Genomic DNA, 19,385 nt, shown 5'->3' with positions numbered 1-19,385 from the left:
GCGAGCATGACCGGCACGAACGACCACGCCGCCATCGGCGGCGCGCCGCGCGCGCTCGTCACCGGTGGCGCCGGCTTCGTCGGCTCGCACCTCTGCGACGCGCTGCTCGACCGCGGCTTCGAGGTGATCTGCCTCGACGACCTCTCCTCCGGCACCCGGTCGAACGTCGCCGGCGCGCTCGGCTCACCGCGCTTCCGGCTGATCGAGGCGGATGTCAGCGCCGCCGCCGACCTCGACGAGCCGCTCGACCTCGTCGTGCACCTCGCCTTCCCCCGCGTCGGCGACTGGGTCGACGCGCCGCTGCCCGCGCTCGGTTCCATCTCGGCGGGCACGCTCCGCGCGCTCGACCTCGCCCGCGCGGCGGGCGCCCGCTTCGTGCTCGGCTCCACGTCGGAGATCGCCGGCGACGCGGCATCCGACACCGGCGACCCGCGGGAGCCCTATCTGCTCGCCCGGCGGCTCTCGGAGTCGCTCGTCGCGACCGCGCGGGCCCGCTACGGGCTGGACACGACGATCGTGCGGATCTTCCCGACGTACGGGCCGCGGATGCGCCCGGGCGGCGCGCTCGGCTCGATGATCGAGCAGGCGAGGCGCGGCAGCCCGCTCATGCTCACCGGCACGGGCGCCGCGCCGTTCCCGCTGTGCTTCGTCTCCGACGTCGTGCGGGGCATCCTGGCGGCGGCGGACAGCCCCCTGCCCGGGCCCGTCGAGATCGGCGACCCGGCCCCGCTCCCCCTCGCCGTCGTGGCGCAGCGGGTGCTCGCGCTCACGGGATCGCGGTCGACGCTCGGCTTCCTCGAGGCGCCGGGGTCGGCGGTGCCACCGCGGGTGGCCGACACGACGCTCGCCGAGAAGGTGCTCGGCTGGCGGCCGCGGGTCGGGCTGGACGAGGGCCTCGCACTCACCCTCGACGCGCTGGAGTGGCGCGCGGGGCTCGCTCCGGCGGTCTGAGCCCGGGCCTTCGCGCGCCCGGCTAGTCCCGCCGCGCAGTGAGCCCGTCGACCGCCTCGAGCACGTCGTCGACGGTCACGGCGAGCAGCGCGGGGTCGGGCTCGCTGCCGAACGTGTCGCCGACGCGCAGGGACTCGTCCGTCAGCACGACGTGCGGTCCGTCGGCGGGCGGCCCCCAGTGCCGCGGCTCGGCCGGGCCGAAGATGACGACGCTCGGCCGGCGGTACGCCGTGGCGAGGTGCGCGGCCCCGGTGTCGGCGGAGACGACGACCGACGCGTCCGCGATGAGCGCGGCGAACCCGCTGAGATCCAGCTCGCCGGCGAGCACCGCCGACTCGGATGCGCCCGCCGCCTCGGCTGCGGCGAGGGCGCGCGGCCGCTCCTTCGCGCTGCCCGAGAACACGACCTCGCGGCCCTCCTCGATCATCGCCCGGGCGACAGCGCCGAACCGCTCGACCGGCCACTCGCGCGAGCCGTAGAACGCACCGACGTGCAGCACGGCGGCACCGGGTCGCACGGAGGGCGTCTCGGGCACGTCGATCGCGACGTCGGCGGCATCCGCCTCGTACCCGTGCTCGCGCACGAGCCGCGCCCAGCGCTCCCGCTCGTTGATGTCGTCGCGCCACTCGGGGCCGTCCCAGCCCGGGGAGGCGTGCCCGATGCGGCGGCGCGCCTGGAGGAGCTCGAGCGCCCCACGGCTCTCCGGGCCGTTGCCGTGGAAGTTGACGGCCGTGTCGATCCGTCCAGCCGGGAGCGGGAGCGGGTGATCCAGCCCCGGGGTCGGCAGCAGCGCGTCGACGCCCGGCACCAGATCGATGATCGGCTCGAGCCAGCCCGGCATCGCGAGTATCAGGCGATGCTCAGGGAATGCCCGGCGCAAGGCCTTGATCCCCGGCACCGAGACCAGCAGGTCGCCGAGCTTCAAAGCCCGCAGTACCAGGAGTTCTTCGCGTCCGTCGGGGTCACCGAGATGCTGCACGAACCCACCTTCGCACATCCGAAATATGCCCCCGACCAGGCCAGAGAAGTAGGAGTTCTCACTTTTGAGCAGGTTTGGGCGGCCCGGAGTGCGGGAACTGCGGGGAACATGAGCGCAACGCACCCCCAGGGTCGGCCGGCAGCCGTGCTGTTCGACCGCGACGCGACGCTCGTGGTCGACGTGCCCTACAACGGCGACCCCGAGAAGGTCGTGCCGATGCCCGGCGCGATCGCCGCGGTCGCGGCGGTGCGCTCCGCGGGCATCCGCACGGGGGTCGTCTCCAACCAGTCGGGCATCGCCCGCGGCCTCCTCACCCGCGACCAGGTCGACGCCGTCAACGCCCGCGTCGACGCACTCTTCGGCCGCTTCGAGACCTGGCAGATCTGCGAGCACGGCCCGGACGACGGATGCCGCTGCCGCAAGCCCCGGCCCGGCATGGTGCTCGACGCCGCCCGCGCGCTCGGGGTCGACCCCGCCGACGTCGTCGTGATCGGCGACATCGGGGCCGACGTCGGCGCGGCGGCCGCCGCCGGCGCCCGCGGCATCCTCGTGCCCACCCCCGTCACGCGCGCGGAGGAGATCGACGCCGCGGAGACCGTCGCGCCCGACCTCGCCACCGCCGTGGCGCTCGCGCTCGGCCTCCGGCGCGCGGAGCCGCGCCGCTCGGGGGTCCCCGCGTGAGCCGCGTGCTCGTCGCGCGGCTCGACAGCGCGGGCGACGTGCTCGTCAGCGGCCCCGCCGTCCGCGCGGTCGCCGCGCACGCCGACGAGGTGCTGCTGCTCTGCGGTCCGCAGGGGGCCGCAGCCGGACGGCTGCTGCCCGGCGTCGACCGCGTCGCCGTCTGGGCCTCCCCCTGGATCGTCGCGCCCGCACCCGACGCGACGCCGGAGCACCTCGCCGAGCTGCACCGGATCGTCACCGACTTCGCGCCCGACGAAGCGGTCATCCTGACGAGCTTCCACCAGTCGCCGCTCCCCCTCGCCCTCGCCCTCCGCCTCGCCGGCGTGCCGCGGATCAGCGGGGCGAGCGTCGACTACGCCGGCAGCCTGCTCGACGTGCGGCTCAAGCCGGGCGAGGACTTCTCCGAGGACATCCCCGAGCCGGAGCGGGCGCTGCTCATCGCGCGCGCGGCGGGCTTCGAGCTGCCCGCGGGCGACGAGGGCACCCTCTCCGTCGTGCAGGCCGACGTACCCGCCGACCTCGACCTGCCCGAGGAGCCGTTCGTCGCCGTGCACCCCGGCGCCGCGGTGCCCGCCAGGGCCTGGCCCGCGTCGCATCACGCCGCCGCCGTCGAGCTGCTCGCCGCCCGCGGCATCCGCACCGTCGTCACGGGCGGACCCGCCGAGGCCGCGCTGACCGCCGAGGTCGCCGGCCGCCACGGGCTCGATCTCGGCGGACGCACCGACCTCGCGACCATGGCCGGCGTGCTCGCCAGGGCCGCCGTCGTCATCACGGGCAACACCGGCCCCGCGCACCTCGCCGCCGCGGTCGGCACGCCCGTCGTGAGCCTCTTCTCCCCCGTCGTCCCGGCGTCGCGATGGGCGCCGTACGGCGTGCCCGTCGTGCTGCTCGGCGACCAGCAGGCCGCCTGCCGCGGCACCCGCGCGCGGGAGTGCCCGATCGCGGGGCACCCGTGCCTGGCATCCGTCGACCCGGCGCAGGTCGTCGACGCCGCCCTGACCTTCCTGCCCGGCGCCGGCGCCGCGCCCCGAGACCTCGAGGAGGCCCTGTCGTGAGGATCCTGCTCTGGCACGTGCATGGCGGCTGGACCGACGCGTTCGTGCGCGGCGAGCACGAGTACCTGCTGCCGACCCTGCCGGAACGCGACGCGTGGGGGCTCGGCCGCGGCGGCCGCGACTGGCCGGAGTCCGCGATCGAGGTGCACCCGTCCGAGCTGAAGGACGCGGGCGTCGACGTCGTCGTGCTGCAGCGCGTCGAGGAGCTCGACGAGGCGGAGCGGCTGCTCGGGCGGCGACTCGGCCGCGAGGTGCCGGCGGTCTTCCTCGAGCACAACACGCCGAAGGACGGGTCCGTGCCGACGAGCGTGCACCCGCTCGCCGACCGCGGCGACATCCCGATCGTGCACGTCACCCACTTCAACGCCCTGTTCTGGGACACCGGCCGCGCCCCGACGACGGTCATCGAGCACGGCATCGTCGACTTGGGGCCGCTGTACACGGGCGAGCTGCCGCGGCTCGCGGTCGCGATCAACGAGCCCGTGCGCCGCTGGCGGGTCACCGGCACCGACCTGCTCCCCCGCTTCGCGGAGGTGGCGCCGGTCGACGTCTTCGGCATGGCGACCGACCACCTCGCCGAGGCGCTCGAGGTTCCGGATGCCGCGGTGACCGGTGTCGGCGACGTCAAGACCGCCCGGCTGCACCCCGAGCTCGCCCGCCGGCGCCTCTACCTCCACCCGCACCGCTGGACCTCGCTCGGGCTCTCGCTGCTCGAGGCGATGCACCTCGGCATGCCCGTCGTCGCCCTCGGCGCGACCGAGGCGTGGCGCGCGGTGCCGCCGGAGGCGGGGGCGATCTCCACGGATGTCGGTGAGCTCGTCGCAATGGCGCGGCGGCTCGTCGACGACCCCGACGAGGCGCGAGCCCGGGGGTCGATTGCACGGGAGGCCGCGCTCTCGCGGTACTCCCTCGCCCGGTTCCTCCGCGACTGGGATCACCTGCTCGGCGACCTCGCCGGCACGGCCGTGCCCCTCGTGGGCTCGAACGGAAGGGAAGCACGATGAGGATCTCCATGGTCTCCGAGCACGCGAGTCCGCTCGCGACGCTCGGCGGGGTCGATGCGGGCGGTCAGAACGTGCACGTGGCGGCGCTCGCCGCCGCGCTCGCCCGACGGGGACACGACGTCACCGTCTACACCCGCCGGGACGACGCGTCCCTGCCCCGCTGGGTCGCCATGGGCGAACGCGTGCGCGTCGTGCACGTCGACGCCGGCCCCGCCGAGCGCATCCCGAAGGACGACCTGCTCCCCTACATGGGCGAGCTCGCCGACGGGATCGCCGCCGACTGGAAGCGCGGCCGCCCCGACGTCGTGCACAGCCACTTCTGGATGTCCGGCATCGCCGCCCTCGACGCCGCGCGCCGGTTCGACCCGGCCGTGCCCGTCGTGCACACCTTCCACGCGCTCGGCAACGTCAAGCGCCGCCACCAGGGCTCGCAGGACACGAGCCCGGAGGAACGCTCGGAGCTCGAGCCCTGGGTCGGCCGCACCGTCGACCGGGTCGTCGCGACGTGCTCCGACGAGGCGTTCGAGCTGCGGGCTCTCGGCGTCCCCCGGCAGAAGATCTCCGTCGCGCCGTGCGGCGTCGACCTCGACCTGTTCACCCCGACCGGCCCACGCGAGGCGAGGAGCGCCCGCTACCGGGTCGCGTCGATAGGGCGCATGGTTCCCCGCAAGGGCGTCGAGCTCGTCGTGCGCGCGATCGCCCAGCTCGTCGACGCCGGCCGCGACGACGTCGAGCTCCTGATCGTCGGCGGGCAGCCGGATGACTCGGGGCACGACCCCGAGGCCGACCGCATCGCCGCGCTCGCCCGCGAGCTCGGCATCGCCGATCGCGTCGTGTTCCGCGGGCAGGTGCCGCAGGCCGAGCTGCCCACCGTGCTGCGCAGCGTCGACGCCGTCGTCTGCGCCCCCTGGTACGAGCCGTTCGGCATCGTGCCGCTCGAGGCGATGGCCTGCGGGGTGCCGGTCGTCGCGGCATCCGTCGGCGGTCTCATCGACACGGTCGTGCACGGCAAGACCGGCCTGCACGTGCCGCCGCGCGACCCCGGCGCGATCGCCGAGGCGCTCGAGCAGCTGTTCGAGGATCCCGAGCGAGCCCGCGCCTTCGGCCGCGCCGGCCGCCAGCGCGCCCGCGCCCGCTACTCGTGGGACCGCATCGCCGCCGACACCGAGCGCTTCTACCTCGAGACGCTCGAGCAGAGCGGCCTCACCGCCGACGAGGCATCCGGCCCCGCCGACGGCACCCTCGCCACCGTCACCCGTCTCCAGACCGCCCAAGGAGCAGCCCGATGACCGACATCCGTGAGGCCCTGGAGCATCACATCGACACGCTCGCCCCGACCCTCGTCGCGCTGCGCGGCGAGGCGGAGCACCTGACCGCCTGGGGCACGCACCTCGCCGACAAGCTCGACGGCGGCGCGCGTCTGCTCGCGGCGGGCAACGGCGGCTCCGCGGCCGAGGCGCAGCACCTCACCGCCGAGCTCGTCGGCCGCTTCGAGGGCGAGCGCCGCGCGTTCAGCGCCCTGTCGCTGCACGCCGAGTCCTCGAGCGTCACCGCGATCAGCAACGACTACGGCTACGACCAGGTGTTCGCGCGCCAGGTGCGCGGGCACGCCCGGCCCGGCGACATCGTGTTCCTGCTCTCGACGAGCGGCAACTCGAAGAACCTGCTGCTCGCCGCCGAGGCGGCGCGCGAGTGCGGCGCGGTCAGCTGGGCCATCACCGGCGAGGCGCCGAACCCGCTCGTGAGCGTCGTCGACGATCACATCGCGCTGCCCGGCCGCTCGTCGAACGTGCAGGAGGCGCAGCTCGTCGCCGTGCACCTGATCTGCCGCGCGTTCGACCTGCGCGTCGCCGAGATCGACGCGGCCGCCGCCCGCCCGGCCGCCCGCCCGCTCGCGGAGGTCGCCAAGTGATCGTCGTAGTCGGAGACACCCTGCTCGACGTCGACGTCGCGGGCCAGGTGGAGCGGCTGAGCCCGGATGCCCCGGTGCCCGTCGTCGACGTCGCCGAGCGCAGCGTGCGCGCGGGAGGCGCCGGCCTCGTCGCGACGCTGCTCGCGGGCGACGGCGAGGACGTCACGCTCGTCACCGCCCTGTCGTCCGACGCCCGCGCCGAGGAGATCCGCGGTGCGCTCGAGGGCGTGCGCATCGTGGCGGGCGACTCGCACGCCCCCACTCCGACCAAGACCAGGCTGCGCACCGGCGATCACGCGATCGCCCGCGTCGACGAGGGGTGCGAGCCGCCCCCGCCGCCGTCGGTCACCGCCGAGATGCTCGACGCCATCGCCGCGGCCGACGCGATCGTCGTCGCCGACTACGGTCGCGGGCTCGCCGCCGACGAGAGCCTCCGCCGCGCGCTCGACGAGCGCCGCGACGGCGTGCCGCTCGTGTGGGACCCGCACCCGAAGGGCGCGCGGCCCGTGGCATCCGCCACCACCGTCACGCCCAACCTCAGCGAGGCGCTGCGTCTCTCCGAGGTCGGCAGGTCCGGCACGACCGCCGCGGCCGACGCCGCCGCCGAACTGCTCACCCGCTGGGGCACGCAGAGCGTCGTCGTCACCCTCGGCGACCGCGGCGCGCTCGTGGCCGAGGGTGGGCGCGCGCCCGTCGTCGTGCCCGCCCCCAGCGCGCACGTCGTCGACCCCTGCGGCGCCGGCGACCGCTTCGCCTCCGCCCTCGCGGTCGCGCTGCGCTCCGGCGCGCCCCTCGGCGACGCCGCCGAGACCGCCGCGACGACCGCGGCCGCGTTCCTCGCCGCGGGCGGGGTCGCGTCGCTCGGCAGCCCCGCCGCGGCATCCGCCCCCTTCGGCGGGCAGGCGGCCGACGCGCTCGCCGTCGTCGCCCGGGTTCGCGCCGCGGGTGGCACCGTCGTCGCGACCGGCGGCTGCTTCGACCTGCTGCACGCGGGGCACGCGCGCACGCTCTCCGCGGCGCGCAAGCTCGGCGACTGCCTCATCGTGTGCCTCAACTCGGACGACTCGGTGCGCCGGCTCAAGGGCCCCGAGCGTCCGATCATCGGGCAGGACGACCGCGTCGACCTGCTGAACGCGCTCGAGTGCGTCGACGCGGTCGCGGTCTTCGACGAGGACACCCCCGTCGAGATCATCCGCCGCCTCGAGCCGGACATCTGGGTCAAGGGCGGCGACTATTCCGCCGACGAACTGCCCGAGACGAAGGTGCTCGCCGAGTGGGGCGGGCGCACGCTCACGGTCCCCTATCACCCCGGTCGCTCGACCACGAGCCTCGCGAGCGCGCTCGCGAAGGTCGGCTGACCCGGCTCCATCCCCTCGCTTCATCCCCTCCTGAAAGGAATCCCATGACCACCACGCTCGAGACCCCGACGGATGCCGCGCTCGCGCCGCGCCCGATCGGACGCGTGCTCATCACCGGCGGCGCCTCCGGCCTCGGCCGCGCCGTCGCGCAGGCCGTCGCCGCCGCGGGCGGCACCCCCGTCGTGCTCGACCTCAACACCGAGGGCGTCGACGTCGAGCACCGCTACAGCGTCGACGTGTCCGACCGGCACGCCGTCGAGGAGGCCGTCTCGGCCGCCGCGGCGAAGCTCGGCGGGCTCGACGCCGTTGTGACCGCGGCCGGCATCGACCGACCCGCCGCCTTCGGCGACGTCAGCGCCGAGCAGTGGGAGTACATCGTCGGCGTCAACCTCTTCGGCACCGTCTCCACCGTGCGCGCGGCGATGCCGTACCTGCTCGAGAGCCACGGCCGCGTCGTGACCGTCGCCTCCTCGCTCGGTGTGAAGGCCGTCGGCGACGCGACCGCGTACTGCGCCTCGAAGTTCGGCGTCGTGGGCTTCACCCGCTCGCTCGCCGCCGAGACCAAGGGCAAGCTCGGCGTGACGCTGCTCATCCCGACCGGCATGAAGACCAAGTTCTTCGACGACCGCGACGAGCGCTACAAGCCGCAGGACGACTCGCGCCTCAACGACCCGGAGAACGTCGCCAACGCGATCCTCTTCGCGCTGTCGCAGCCGCCGCAGAGCGAGGTGCGCGAGCTCGTGATCACGCACGCCGAGGAGGACTCGTGGCCGTGATTCGCTGATCAGGCACGGAGAAGGGGGCGGACGCCGCGGCATCCGCCCCCTTCGTCATGTCCGCAGGGCGTCAGTCGTGCTCGACCCAGCAGACCAGCACCGCGGCGGCCGTGCCGTAGGCCACGTCGTCCCGTGTCTTCGTCCCGCTCGCGCCGAGGCCGTCGGGCAGGGCCGTCGCGTCGACGAGCAGGGTCTTGCCGTCGCGCAGGAAGCCGACGACTCCGTCGCCGGTCGAGAAGGCCGGCATCCCGAGACCGGCGAGACCGGGGATCGTCTCGGCGCCCGCGAGGCTCCCCTGCAGCTCGGAGAAGTGCGCCTCGCCCTCGGCGACCTCGGTCGCATCATGCACCGAGAGCACCAGCGGGGCTCCGTCGACGTCGTAGGAGCAGGTGAACGTGGGCTCCTGCCAGGTGGAGGAGGGCACGGGCGCCGCGTCGACGCCGAGGATCTCGCCGACGGCGGTCACGACCTGGCCGTCGCAGATCATCTGCGCGGCCTCCGACGGGCCGTACTCGCTCTCGTGCGCACCGTGGTCGCCGTGCTCGGCGCCCGGCATGACGCTGCCGTCCGGCATTACGTGCGACGGCTCGGCCGCCGGGGCCGCCTGCGCCTGAGCGCCGCACCCGGTCAGGAGGAGGGAGGCCGCGGCGAGCGCCGCGAGCCAGGTCGTGCGGGGCATCCGGAACTCCTCGTCCGATCGCTCGTCGACGAGCGTCTGAAGAGGTATTCGGCGGGGGCGCGCCGGGGGTTTGGTCGCACCGTCGGCGGCGGGACATCCGTGCCCCGACCAAACACCCTGGTGCCCCCGCCGCGAATGCCCCGGTAAGGAGGGCCTCGACGTGGCCCCGCTACCGGATCGGAATCACCTCAATGAAGAGAAAAGCAATGATGATGGCGGCGCCCGTGCTGGGGCTGGGGCTCGCCCTCGCCGGAGCGATGCCGGCCATGGCCGACCACGCGATGGGCTCCTACGCCGCCACGCTGAACCAGATCAACAACAGCGGCGCGTCCGGTGAGGTCTGGATCGACGTCGAGGGCTCGACCGCCACGGTCACCCTGAACGCGTCGGGACTCGCCGAGACGTTCAACGGTGCGGCCTACCCGCACGTGCAGCACATCCACGTCGGCGCCCAGGGCGTCTGCCCCGGCACGGAGGTCGACGCGAACGGCGACGGCATCATCAGCACCACGGAGGGCGCCGGCTCGTACGGCGGCATCGGCACGACCCTCTCGGTCGGCGGGGCCGACAAGAGCCCGAACGCCGGCGTCGACGTCACCGTCGCCCCGTCGGGCTCGACCATCACCTACAAGGAGACCTTCGAGCTGAACCAGGAGACGCAGGACTCGCTGGCCAACGGCACCGCGGTCGTCGTGGTGCACGGCCTCGACCCGGCGACGCAGCCCGCAGGCGCCACCGCGCCGAGCGACCTCGTCCCCGAGCTGCCGCTCGCGGCGACGTCGCCCGCCCTGTGCGGCACCCTCGCGATGCAGCCCGCCGGCCACGCCGACACCGGCGTCGCGCCCGTCGGCAGCACCACGGGCGGAGTCGAGAACGGCATGCTCGCCCTCGGTGGCGTCCTCGGCGCGGCCGCACTCGGCGGGGCCTTCGTGCTCGGTCGTCGCTCCACCGCCACCCGGTAGGACCTCCCTCCCGTGACGCACTCCGGCACCGGCCGTCACCTCCGCCTCTCGGCGGGGGTGGCGGCCCTGCTGCTCCTCAGCGGATGCAGCGCGGCCACGGCCGAGACAGCCGCGCCGCCTCCCTCGCCTTCGGCGACCGCCGCGCCGAGCCCCACCGAGACGGCGCCGCCCACGACGGCGCCGCCCACCGAGGAGGTCGAGCCGTCGGTCGCACTCGCCCTGCCGGCCGCGGCCCCGGTGAGCGTCGACATCCCCAGCACGGGGATCACCTCCGAGCTGATCGAGACCGGGCTGCGCGAGGACAACAGCCTCGAGGTCCCGCCGACCACCGACGGCGCCCCGGCGAGCTGGTACAGCGGCTCCGCGGCGCCTGGCTCGGCCGGGGTGTCGGTGCTGCTCGGGCACATCACGTCGGCGACGCAGGCGGGGGTGTTCTACACGCTCGGCGACCTGCAGCTCGGCGAGCGCGTCTCGGTCGCCCGCGCGGACGGCGCGACCGCCGTCTTCGAGGTCTACCAGAAGGAGACCTACCCGAAGGACGAGTTCCCGACGCAGGCCGTGTACTACCCCACGCAGGGCGCCGAGCTGCGGCTCATCACGTGCGACGCCTACGACGGCGACCGGTACGCGAACAACCTCGTGGTCTACGCGAAGCTCGTCGAGGTGCTCGGGGCCTGAGGCGGGGCTCCTGCCTCGCGGCGCTTCCGGGCGACGACGGCCCTGGCCAGCGGAGCTCATGAGTGGCCGCAGCGACACGCGGGCACGCCCCGCGCGTCGCACGCACTGCTCATGAGTTCCGCCGGTCCTCCCCAGCGCGGTGCCGGGGACGCGCGTCGCGGAGGCCGCTCGACGCCCCCTGCTCAGCGGAACTCATGAGTGGCCGCAGCGAGACACGGAGGTCCCGGAGCTGCTCGAGGCCCTCGGCTCGGCGGAGCTCATGAGTGGCCGCAGCGACACACGGACGTCCCGGAGCTGCTCGAGGCCCTGGGCTCGGCGGAGCTCATGAGTGGCCGCAGCGACACGCGGGCACGCCCCGCGCGTCGCACGCACTGCTCATGCATCCAGCCGGTCCTCCCCAGCACGTGCCGGCAGCGCGCATCCCCCAGAAGCCGCATCCGCTCGCGAAGCGGCAGGCCGCGAACGGATGCTCGGACAGTGGCCGCCGACTGCGTTCTGCCCTGCGACGCAGGCCTGATCTCGACCGAGCGACTCGCCCGGCTGGGCTGGACGCGGCACCGGATGACTCGCGCTGTCGCGCTCGGTCGGCTGACCCGCGTGCGACGGGGGCTGTACCGCTGTCCGCACGCCACGTCCCGCGTGAGGGCCGCCGCCGAGGCGGGCGCGCGCCTCACCGGCCTGGCCGCGCTCGCGGAACTCGGTTGTTGGATGTGGCGTGAGCCGACGCTCTCCGTCGCGGTGCCGTTCAGCGGCACCCGCACCCTGCGCCGCCCCGCGACGGCACGCGTGCACTGGTGCGGACAGCGCGAGATGCGGCGCGCCTCGCTGGCATCCGTCCACCTCCTCGACGCGCTCCGGCACACCGCGCTCGACGAGGAGCACGAAGACGCGGTGGCCGCCTTCGACTGGGCGTTCTGCTCCGGGCGGCTCACCCTCGCGCAGTTCGAGGAGGTGCTCGCCCGCCTGCCGCAGCGGCTGCAGTCGCTCCGAGAGGCGATCGATCCGCGCTGCGAGAGCTTCCTCGAGAGCGTCGCCCGCACGCGCCTCCGCTCGGCCGGCCACGCCCTGCAGACGCAGGTGCCGATCGGACCGGACTGGTTGCTGCGTCGCCGGCAGCGGGTCGACCTCGTCGTCGACGCTGTGGTAGCACTCGAGCTCGACGGGCGCGAGCATCACGAGCAGAGCTTCGAGGCCGACCGGCGGAAGGACCTCGACGCGGCGATCGCGGGGCTGGTGCCGCTGAGGGTCAGCTACTCGATGGTGGAGCGGGAGTGGTGGCTGGTCGAGAAGGCGATCGCGGCGGCGAGAACGCGTCCGGCCGGCGGCACTCATGAGTGACGCGGATGCCCCGCCGCCGGCCCCCGCGTCGTGACCGGCGGCATTCACGAATGACGCGGATGACACGCCGCCGGCCTCGGCGCGTCCTGCCCGCCACTCGTGCGTTGCGCCGCATCCACCCGACTTCCAGCGTTCACGGAGGATCCGCGGCGCGGATGGGTACTGTTCCCCCATGACCCCGGACCCGACGGGGCGCGCCGGCGCCCGCCCGTTCCAGCGCGGCGGCACCCGGCATCCGGGCAGCACCATCGCGCGCCACGGCAAGCTGCGTCCCCGCAAGGCGCTCGGCGCCGTGCTGCGCTTCCTCGCCGCGGCCGTCGCGGTGCTGCTCGTGAGCACGGCCTCCGTCGCGGCGATCGCGTTCGTGCAGCTGCAGAACAACCTCGACATCGTCGACCTGCCCGGCCGGGGCGAGCAGGAGTTCGACATCGCCGACTATCCCGGCGGCTTCAACCTGCTGCTCGTCGGCGCCGACGTGCGCGCGGGCCAGAGCGGCAACTATGGCGAGTACGACCCGGATGCCCCGGAGCTCAACGACGTCAACATCCTCGTGCACGTCTCGGGCGACCACTCCCGCGCGACGGCGGTGAGCATCCCCCGCGACCTGCTCGTGCCGATGCCGGAGTGCACCGCCGAGGACGGCACCGTGAACCCCGCCGACGAGAGCGAGCAGATCAACCGCGCCCTCGAACGCGGCGGTCTCCCCTGCGTCGTCTCCACGATCGAGCAGCTCACGGGTCTCACGATCCAGTTCGCCGGCCGCATCACGTTCGACGGGGTCATCGCCATGTCGAACGCCGTCGGCGGCGTCGAGGTGTGCCTGACCGACCCCCTCGAGGACGAGAACGTCGAGCTCGCGCTCGACGCCGGCACGCACACGCTGCAGGGGGCGGATGCCCTGAAGTTCCTCCGCAGCCGCTACGGCGTCGGCGACGGCGGCGATCTCGGCCGCATCTCCTCGCAGCAGGTCTTCCTCTCCTCGCTCGTTCGCAAGATCACGAGCGAGGGCGTGCTCAACGACCCGCTGCAGGTCTACTCGCTCGCGAGCGCCGCGACGCAGAACATGCAGCTCACCGAGGGCGTCGACACCGTCGCGTCGCTCGCCTGGACGCTGCGGAACCTGCGGCCCGCGGATGTCACGTTCGTCTCCTACCCGTCGGCCCAGTCGACCGTCGACACCAACCGCCTCGAGCCCGTCGAGGACCAGGCCGCCGAGCTCATGCGCTACCTCGACGAGGACCTGCCGTTCGGCGTCGGTCAGACCGGCTCGTCCGCAACGGTCGACCCGAACGCGCCCGCGCCGTCGGAGCCCGCGGAGGAGCCCTCCGCGGCGCCCAGCGAGACCGCCGCGCCGAGCGGGAGCGCGTCGCCCACCGAGACGCCCGCCCCGACCGAGCCGCCCGTGCTCGAGGGCATCACGGGGCAGACGGCCGACCAGCAGACCTGCACCGTTCCCGGGTAGGGATCGGCGGGGCGGATGACTCGGGGCGCGCGCTCGCGGGGGTAGTGCGCGGTCTCGATACGCGCGCTGCGCGCGCTACTCGGCCGCCGGTGGTGCTGCGCGCCCGGCGCGGCCGCCGAGTGGGACTGTGCAATTGAACCAGCGGATCAGCCCGCAGCTGTCCGCTCACCGCAGCGGGACGCCCGTTCGACAGCCGGTACTAGCACGGCTACGTCCGCCCTGCGCCGCTTCAAGCGCGGGACACCGGGCGGGGTGGAAACCCCGCCACCCTCACAGCCCGCCGAGCAGGGACTCCACCTGCGCGAGCACGCGGTCGGTCGTGACATCCGCCACGAACGACGGGTCGTGCTCGCAGCGCTCCGCGGTCCAGCCGACCTGGGTCGCGTCGCGGCCGCAGACGGGGCAGTGCGTCGTGAACGACATCTCGATGCGGTGCCGGCTGCGCGAGAACGGCGCCGCGTTGACGACGTTGCCGAACCAGAACACGCCGACGCTGGGGGTGCCGAGAGCGTCGCCGAGGTGGCGCGGGCCACTGTCGTTGGCCACCACGAGGTCGGCGGCGGCGAGCACGCCGACGAGCTCGGAAAGCGACAGCTCTCCCGCGGCCGAAACGACGCCGGGGTGCCCCGCCGCGGCGACGACCTCGGCGGCGAGCTCCTTCTCCGAGGGGTCGCCCACGACGACCACCGGCCGCCCCGCCTCGGCGGCCGCGCGGCCGACGGCGCCGAAGCGGTCAGCCGGCCAGCGCCGACGGGGATCGGTCGCGCTCGGGTGGATCACCACCGCGCCCGCGCCGAAGCGGGCGAGCGCCGCGTCGACCTCGTGCGGCAGCGCCGTCATCCGCGGCTCGAGCGTCACGGGCACCGCGCCGGCGAGCGCGACGGCCTCGAGTCCGCGCATGACCTCGTGCTGGTAGTAGATGTACGGGAAGTCGCGCTCGAGGTGCGCGGCGTCGTCGGTGCGCGAGCCGATCGTGTGCGTCGCGCCGAGCCGCAGCAGGAAGGGGTTGGAGTTGCGGCCTCCGCCGTGCACCTGCACCGCGAGGTCGTAGTGCGGCTGCCGGTCGAACCACGCGTCGAGCGCGGCCTGGTCCGGCTCGCCGTTGCGGATGCCGGTGGCCACCGGCAGCTCCTCGACGCGGGCTATCGGGCCGGGTCGGCCCTCGAGGAGGGCACGGTGCAGCGGCATCCCGAGCAGCGTGATCTCGGCCTCCGGGTACGCCGCGGCAAGCGCGTCGATCGCGGGCAGCGCGAAGATCAGGTCGCCGAGGCCGCCGCCGCGGAGCACGGCGATCGAGCGGACGCCCTCGAACTTCTCGTGCAGTCGTCCGACGGTGGGCAGCGGGGCGGCGGAGGTCACGGGGATGGTCACACGCCTCCAGTTCCCCGCCGCGACGGCCGCGAAACCAGGAACAGGCGCGCGACCGGCTCAAAGAAGAAGCACAAAAGGTGTCAAAGCCGGACGCACCGGGTACGCCGAGGACTATGGCAACCATCCCCCTCCTCGACGCCCCTGTCACCGGCCGCCTCACCATCACCGACCCGCGCGACGGTTCGACGGTCGGCGAGGTGGCGACCGCGTCCCCCGAGGACGTCGCCTCCGCCGTCACCCGCTCCCGCGCCGCCCTCGCCGGCTGGGCGCGCACCGCTCCCGCCGCCCGCGGCGCCGCCGTGCTCGCCGCGTCGGTCGCGGTCGCCGAGGCCGCCGACGAGCTCGCCGAACTCAACGCCCGCGAGACCGGCCGGCCCCTCGACCAGGCGAAGGCCGGGATCATGGCGGGTGCCGACACCCTGCGCCAGTACGCGGAGCTCGGTCCCGTGCACCGCGGCAAGAGCCTCCGCGGCGCCCCCGAGGCCGTCGACTACACGATCCAGCAGCCCCGCGGCGTCGTCGCCGCGCTGACCCCGTGGAACGACCCCGTCGCGGTCGCCGCCGGCATCATCGGCGCCGCCCTCGTGATGGGCAACACGGTGATCCACAAGCCCAGCGAGCGCTGCCCGCACCTCGGCATCCGCCTCGGCGAGGTCATCTCGGCCGCGCTGCCCGACGACGTGCTCATCACCCTGACCGGCGACGGGGCGGTCGGCGCCGCCCTCGCGGAGTCGCCGGTCGACGTGATCGCCCACGTCGGCTCGACGTCGACCGGCGAGGCCATCGCCCGCGTCGCGGCGACGACCGGCGCGCACGTCGTGCGGGAGAACGGCGGCAACGACCCGCTCATCGTCGACGCCGACGTCGACCCGGTGTGGGCCGCGTCGCAGACCGCACTCGGCGCGTTCGCCAACACGGGTCAGATCTGCACCTCCGTCGAGCGCATCTACGTGCACCGCACGATCGCCGAGCCCTTCCTGCAGGCGCTCGTCGCCGAGGCGGAGTCGCGCGTCGGCAGCCCCGACTTCGGCCCGCTCGTCGACCGCCGCATGCGCGACGCGGTCGACGCCCAGGTGCAGGACGCGCTCTCCTCCGGCGCCACAGCCCTGACGGGCGGGCGGATGCCGGAGGGCGAGGGCGCCTGGTACCCGGCGACCGTGCTCACCGACTGCACCCCCGACATGACGATCATGCGCGAGGAGACGTTCGGCCCGACCGCCCCCGTGCAGGTCGTCGACAGCTTCGACGAGGCGCTCGCCCTCGCCGCCGACGACCGCTACGGGCTGCAGGCCACCGTGCTCACCCGCGACATGGAGCACGCCCACCGCGCGGCCGCGGAACTGCCCGCCGGCACCGTCAAGGTCAACGCGGTCTTCGGCGGGGCGCCCGGCGGCTCGGCGCAGCCGCGCAAGGCATCCGGTGCCGGCTTCGGCTACGGACCGGAACTGCTCGACGAGCTCTCGACCGTCAAGGTCGTGCACATGGGTCTCGCGCCGTCGGGACGGGCATGACCGGGCTCACGACGCCGCTCGAGGGCGTCACGCAGCTGACTCCCGACGTGCCGCAGCTCGTCCGCAAGGCGGCGCCCGTCGTGACGGTCGTCGGTGAGGCGATCCTCGACGGCTGGTGGCGCGGCACGAGCGAGCGGATGACGCGCGAGGCTCCCGCCCCGGTCGTCGACCTCACCGTGCGGGAGTACTCCCCCGGCGGCGCCGCCAACACGGCGATGAACCTCGCGGCGCTCGGCGCCCGGGTGCGCATGGTCGGCATCGTCGGCCGCGACTCGGCGGGCGAGCGCCTGCGGGAGATCCTCGAGACCGCGGGCGTCGACGTCACGGGGCTCCTCGCGGTCGAGGGGCGCCGCACGACGGCGAAGAACCGCATCGTCTCGGGCGACCAGCTGCTCGTGCGCATCGACGAGGCCGACGAGCACCCGGTCGCCCCGGCGATGCTCGAGGCCCTCGCCCATGCCGCGCTCGACGCGACCCGCGACAGCGACGCCGAGGTGATCTGCGACTACGGCGCCGGCACCCTCACCGGGCCGGTGCTCGAGGCGCTCGCCGCCCGCACCGAGCGACCCGCGCTCACGGTCGTCGACGCGCACGACGCGCGCCCCTGGGCCGCGCTGAAGCCGCATCTCGTCACGCCGAACGCCGCCGAGGCCGGCGCGCTCGCGGGCCGGGCGCTCCGCGGCGACCGCGCGGCCGCCGCGCTCGCGCACCGGGCGCAGATCCTCGCCGCAACAGGGGCGGAGAACGTCGTCGTCACCCTCGACGCCGACGGCACGGTGCTGCTCGCCGACGGTCACCGCACCTACGCCCGCCCCGCCACCGAGAAGCAGGCCTCGGGAGCCGGCGACACCTTCGTCGCCGCGCTCGTCGCCGGACACTCCGCCGGACTGCCGATCCACACGGCCGTCGAACTCGCGCAGGCGGCGGCGAACGTCGTCGTGCACCGCTTCGGCACGTCCGTCTGCACGACCGACGACCTCGTCGTGCACCTCGGCGGCCGCCCCGTCGCGGCCCTCGACGAGCACCAGCTGCGCGCCCGCGTCGAGGCCGAGCGCGCCGCCGGCAAGCGGATCGTGCTGACCAACGGATGCTTCGACGTGCTGCACCTCGGGCACACGACCTACCTCGCCCAGGCCAAGCAGCTCGGCGACGTCCTGATCGTCGCGGTCAACAGCGACGAGAGCGCGCGGCGACTGAAGGGCGAGGGGCGTCCCATCAACCCCGACCACGAACGCGCGGGCGTGCTCGCCTCGCTCAGCTGCGTCGACTACGTCACGATCTTCGACACCGACACCCCGATCCCGCTCATCGAGTGGCTCCGCCCCGACATCTACGCGAAGGGCGGCGACTACTCCCCGGAGATGCTCGCCGAGAGCGACGTCGTGCGGGCGGGCGGCGGCGAGGTGCGCATCCTCGACTACGTCGCCGACCACTCGACCACCGCGGTCGTCGACCGCATCCGCTCCGCACCGGAGGCGGCGAACTGATGCGCAGCCGTCGTGGCTCCGAGGCGTGGGGCCGGCCCCCGCAGCCGCCGCAGCCCCGCGTCGAGGTGCTCATCCCGACCGCCGGGCGCTCCGCCGAGCTCGCCGTGACCCTCTCCGGGCTCGCGGCGCAGGACGACCCGGCCTTCGACGTGATCGTGAGCGACCAGTCGACGGATGCCTCGGGCTGGCACTCCCCCTCCGTGCAGGCCATGGTGCGCGTGCTCGAGGCGCAGAACCGCCGCGTCACCTACCTGCGTCACGAGGTGCGGCGCGGGCTCGCCGAGCACCGGCAGTTCCTGCTCGACCACGCGTCCGCCGACGCCGTGCTGTTCCTCGACGACGACGTGTGGCTCGAGCCCGGCACGATCTCCCGCATGCTCGACGCCCTCGACCGGCTGGAGTGCGGCTTCGTCGGCTCGGCCGTGCAGGGGCTCTCCTACCTCGACGACGACCGCCCGCACGAGCGCGAGGAGTTCGAGCCCGCCGAGGAGGCCCGGCCCGAGATCATCCGCCGCGGCCTGCCCGGCTTCGACCGCTGGAAGCTGCACAACGCGGCGAACCTCGCGCACGTCGCCGCGCAGCTCGACCTCGACGCGGACGAGTGGCGCGCCTACCGGGTGGCGTGGGTCGGCGCGTGCGTGCTGTACCGCCGGCGGATCCTCGTCGAGGCGGGCGGGTTCCGGTTCTGGAACGACATCCCCGCGGGCGCGGTCGGCGAGGACGTCGCCGCGCAGTGGCGGGTCATGGAGACCGCGGGCGGCGTCGGCATCGTGCCGAGCGGCGCCGTGCACCTCGAGGCGCCGACGACGATCCCCGACCGGCCCGTCGACGCGTTCGACCTCCTGTTCTCCTCCGAGGACGGGACCCCAGCCGCCGAGGGCGTCGCCCCCGGCGGTGATCGCGGGGCCGTGCTCCGCGATCGATAGGAAGAAGGAAGAAAGGAGCGGCCATGGCCGACACCCCGAACCCGATCCAGGTGCAGAAGTTCCTCGGCGGCATCGACTACCCGGCGTCGAAGGAGGACATCGTGAAGAACGCGGAGTCCTCCGGCGCCGACGAGACGGTGCTCGAGGCGCTGAAGAACCTCCCCGACCAGGAGTACGACGCGCCGACCGCGGTCTCCAGCGCGATCTCCAAGGAGTAGCGCGCCCTCGGCGGTCGAGTAGCGCCGCAGAGGCGTA

The 19,385-nt window shown here is 74.4% G+C and carries 19 protein-coding genes; 16 read left to right on the top strand and 3 right to left on the bottom strand.

The window, feature by feature from the left end; all coding sequences use genetic code 11:
• Positions 1-6: 6 nt before the first annotated feature.
• Positions 7-951, top strand: a complete 945-nt coding sequence (locus JUB10_RS13180) for an NAD-dependent epimerase/dehydratase family protein (RefSeq protein WP_207457449.1) — start codon at positions 7-9, stop codon at positions 949-951.
• Between the two features lie 22 nt (positions 952-973).
• Here the strand turns inward: JUB10_RS13180 and JUB10_RS13175 are convergent, their stop codons facing one another.
• On the bottom strand, positions 974-1,930 hold the full coding sequence (locus tag JUB10_RS13175) for a glycosyltransferase family 9 protein (RefSeq protein ID WP_307859232.1): 957 nt from the start codon (positions 1,928-1,930) through the stop codon (positions 974-976).
• A 108-nt stretch (positions 1,931-2,038) separates the two neighbouring features.
• Here JUB10_RS13175 and JUB10_RS13170 point away from each other — a divergent pair, with 108 nt between their 5' ends.
• Genes JUB10_RS13170 through JUB10_RS13140 form a run of 7 tightly spaced genes read left to right on the top strand, consistent with a single transcriptional unit; the run spans position 2,039 to position 8,716 of the window.
• Complete coding sequence (locus JUB10_RS13170) at positions 2,039-2,611, top strand: D-glycero-alpha-D-manno-heptose-1,7-bisphosphate 7-phosphatase (RefSeq protein ID WP_207457445.1); 573 nt, start codon at positions 2,039-2,041, stop codon at positions 2,609-2,611.
• Positions 2,608-3,666 (top strand): glycosyltransferase family 9 protein, encoded by a 1,059-nt coding sequence (locus JUB10_RS13165; protein WP_207457443.1) that lies wholly within the window; start codon positions 2,608-2,610, stop codon positions 3,664-3,666. Before JUB10_RS13170 ends, JUB10_RS13165 begins: the two co-directional genes overlap by 4 nt.
• A complete protein-coding gene (locus tag JUB10_RS13160) occupies positions 3,663-4,670 on the top strand; it encodes a glycosyltransferase (protein WP_207457441.1) in 1,008 nt (335 codons plus the stop codon). The genes JUB10_RS13165 and JUB10_RS13160 overlap by 4 nt, the downstream gene beginning before the upstream one ends.
• Positions 4,667-5,959 (top strand): glycosyltransferase, encoded by a 1,293-nt coding sequence (locus tag JUB10_RS13155; RefSeq protein ID WP_207457439.1) that lies wholly within the window; start codon positions 4,667-4,669, stop codon positions 5,957-5,959. Before JUB10_RS13160 ends, JUB10_RS13155 begins: the two co-directional genes overlap by 4 nt.
• Complete coding sequence (locus tag JUB10_RS13150; protein WP_207457437.1) at positions 5,956-6,582, top strand: D-sedoheptulose-7-phosphate isomerase; 627 nt, start codon at positions 5,956-5,958, stop codon at positions 6,580-6,582. The genes JUB10_RS13155 and JUB10_RS13150 overlap by 4 nt, the downstream gene beginning before the upstream one ends.
• Complete coding sequence (rfaE2, locus tag JUB10_RS13145) at positions 6,579-7,940, top strand: D-glycero-beta-D-manno-heptose 1-phosphate adenylyltransferase (RefSeq protein ID WP_207457435.1); 1,362 nt, start codon at positions 6,579-6,581, stop codon at positions 7,938-7,940. Before JUB10_RS13150 ends, rfaE2 (JUB10_RS13145) begins: the two co-directional genes overlap by 4 nt.
• Before the next feature lie 44 nt (positions 7,941-7,984).
• A complete protein-coding gene (locus JUB10_RS13140; protein ID WP_207457433.1) occupies positions 7,985-8,716 on the top strand; it encodes an SDR family oxidoreductase in 732 nt (243 codons plus the stop codon).
• 70 nt (positions 8,717-8,786) lie between these two features.
• Here the strand turns inward: JUB10_RS13140 and JUB10_RS13135 are convergent, their stop codons facing one another.
• Positions 8,787-9,395, bottom strand: coding sequence for a hypothetical protein (locus JUB10_RS13135; RefSeq protein WP_207457431.1), 609 nt, complete (start codon positions 9,393-9,395; stop codon positions 8,787-8,789).
• Between the two features lie 191 nt (positions 9,396-9,586).
• Between JUB10_RS13135 and JUB10_RS13130 the strand changes: the two genes are divergently transcribed.
• The 4 genes from JUB10_RS13130 to JUB10_RS13115 all read left to right on the top strand — a co-directional run bounded on the left by JUB10_RS13130 (position 9,587) and on the right by JUB10_RS13115 (position 13,835).
• Complete coding sequence (locus tag JUB10_RS13130) at positions 9,587-10,357, top strand: CHRD domain-containing protein (RefSeq protein WP_242682626.1); 771 nt, start codon at positions 9,587-9,589, stop codon at positions 10,355-10,357.
• Between the two features lie 12 nt (positions 10,358-10,369).
• Complete coding sequence (locus JUB10_RS13125) at positions 10,370-11,035, top strand: sortase domain-containing protein (protein ID WP_207457429.1); 666 nt, start codon at positions 10,370-10,372, stop codon at positions 11,033-11,035.
• 477 nt (positions 11,036-11,512) lie between these two features.
• The gene (locus JUB10_RS13120) at positions 11,513-12,373 is read left to right on the top strand and encodes a type IV toxin-antitoxin system AbiEi family antitoxin domain-containing protein (protein WP_207457427.1); all 861 of its coding nucleotides are present in this window, start codon (positions 11,513-11,515) and stop codon (positions 12,371-12,373) included.
• A gap of 172 nt (positions 12,374-12,545) precedes the next feature.
• Positions 12,546-13,835, top strand: coding sequence for an LCP family glycopolymer transferase (locus JUB10_RS13115; RefSeq protein ID WP_207457425.1), 1,290 nt, complete (start codon positions 12,546-12,548; stop codon positions 13,833-13,835).
• A gap of 270 nt (positions 13,836-14,105) precedes the next feature.
• Here JUB10_RS13115 and JUB10_RS13110 read toward each other — a convergent pair whose 3' ends face one another.
• The gene (locus tag JUB10_RS13110; RefSeq protein ID WP_307859231.1) at positions 14,106-15,194 is read right to left on the bottom strand and encodes a glycosyltransferase family 9 protein; all 1,089 of its coding nucleotides are present in this window, start codon (positions 15,192-15,194) and stop codon (positions 14,106-14,108) included.
• 125 nt (positions 15,195-15,319) lie between these two features.
• On the opposite strand from JUB10_RS13110, the gene JUB10_RS13105 reads away from it, so the two are divergent.
• The 4 genes from JUB10_RS13105 to JUB10_RS13090 are packed head-to-tail and all read left to right on the top strand — an operon-like array spanning position 15,320 to position 19,348.
• On the top strand, positions 15,320-16,717 hold the full coding sequence (locus JUB10_RS13105) for an aldehyde dehydrogenase family protein (protein WP_207457423.1): 1,398 nt from the start codon (positions 15,320-15,322) through the stop codon (positions 16,715-16,717).
• Positions 16,714-18,204, top strand: coding sequence for a D-glycero-beta-D-manno-heptose 1-phosphate adenylyltransferase (gene rfaE2, locus JUB10_RS13100; protein WP_207457421.1), 1,491 nt, complete (start codon positions 16,714-16,716; stop codon positions 18,202-18,204). The genes JUB10_RS13105 and rfaE2 (JUB10_RS13100) overlap by 4 nt, the downstream gene beginning before the upstream one ends.
• Positions 18,204-19,130: a glycosyltransferase family 2 protein gene (locus JUB10_RS13095; RefSeq protein WP_207457419.1), complete on the top strand. Its 927-nt coding sequence runs from the start codon at positions 18,204-18,206 to the stop codon at positions 19,128-19,130. Before rfaE2 (JUB10_RS13100) ends, JUB10_RS13095 begins: the two co-directional genes overlap by 1 nt.
• Before the next feature lie 23 nt (positions 19,131-19,153).
• The gene (locus JUB10_RS13090) at positions 19,154-19,348 is read left to right on the top strand and encodes a DUF2795 domain-containing protein (protein ID WP_207457417.1); all 195 of its coding nucleotides are present in this window, start codon (positions 19,154-19,156) and stop codon (positions 19,346-19,348) included.
• Positions 19,349-19,385 lie beyond the last annotated feature (37 nt).

It is taken from the genome of Desertivibrio insolitus (assembly GCF_017355965.1).
GTDB lineage: Bacteria > Actinomycetota > Actinomycetes > Actinomycetales > Microbacteriaceae > JAFIQW01.
Note: the sequence above shows the minus strand (reverse complement) of the source record. Positions and strands in the feature narration are given on the sequence as shown.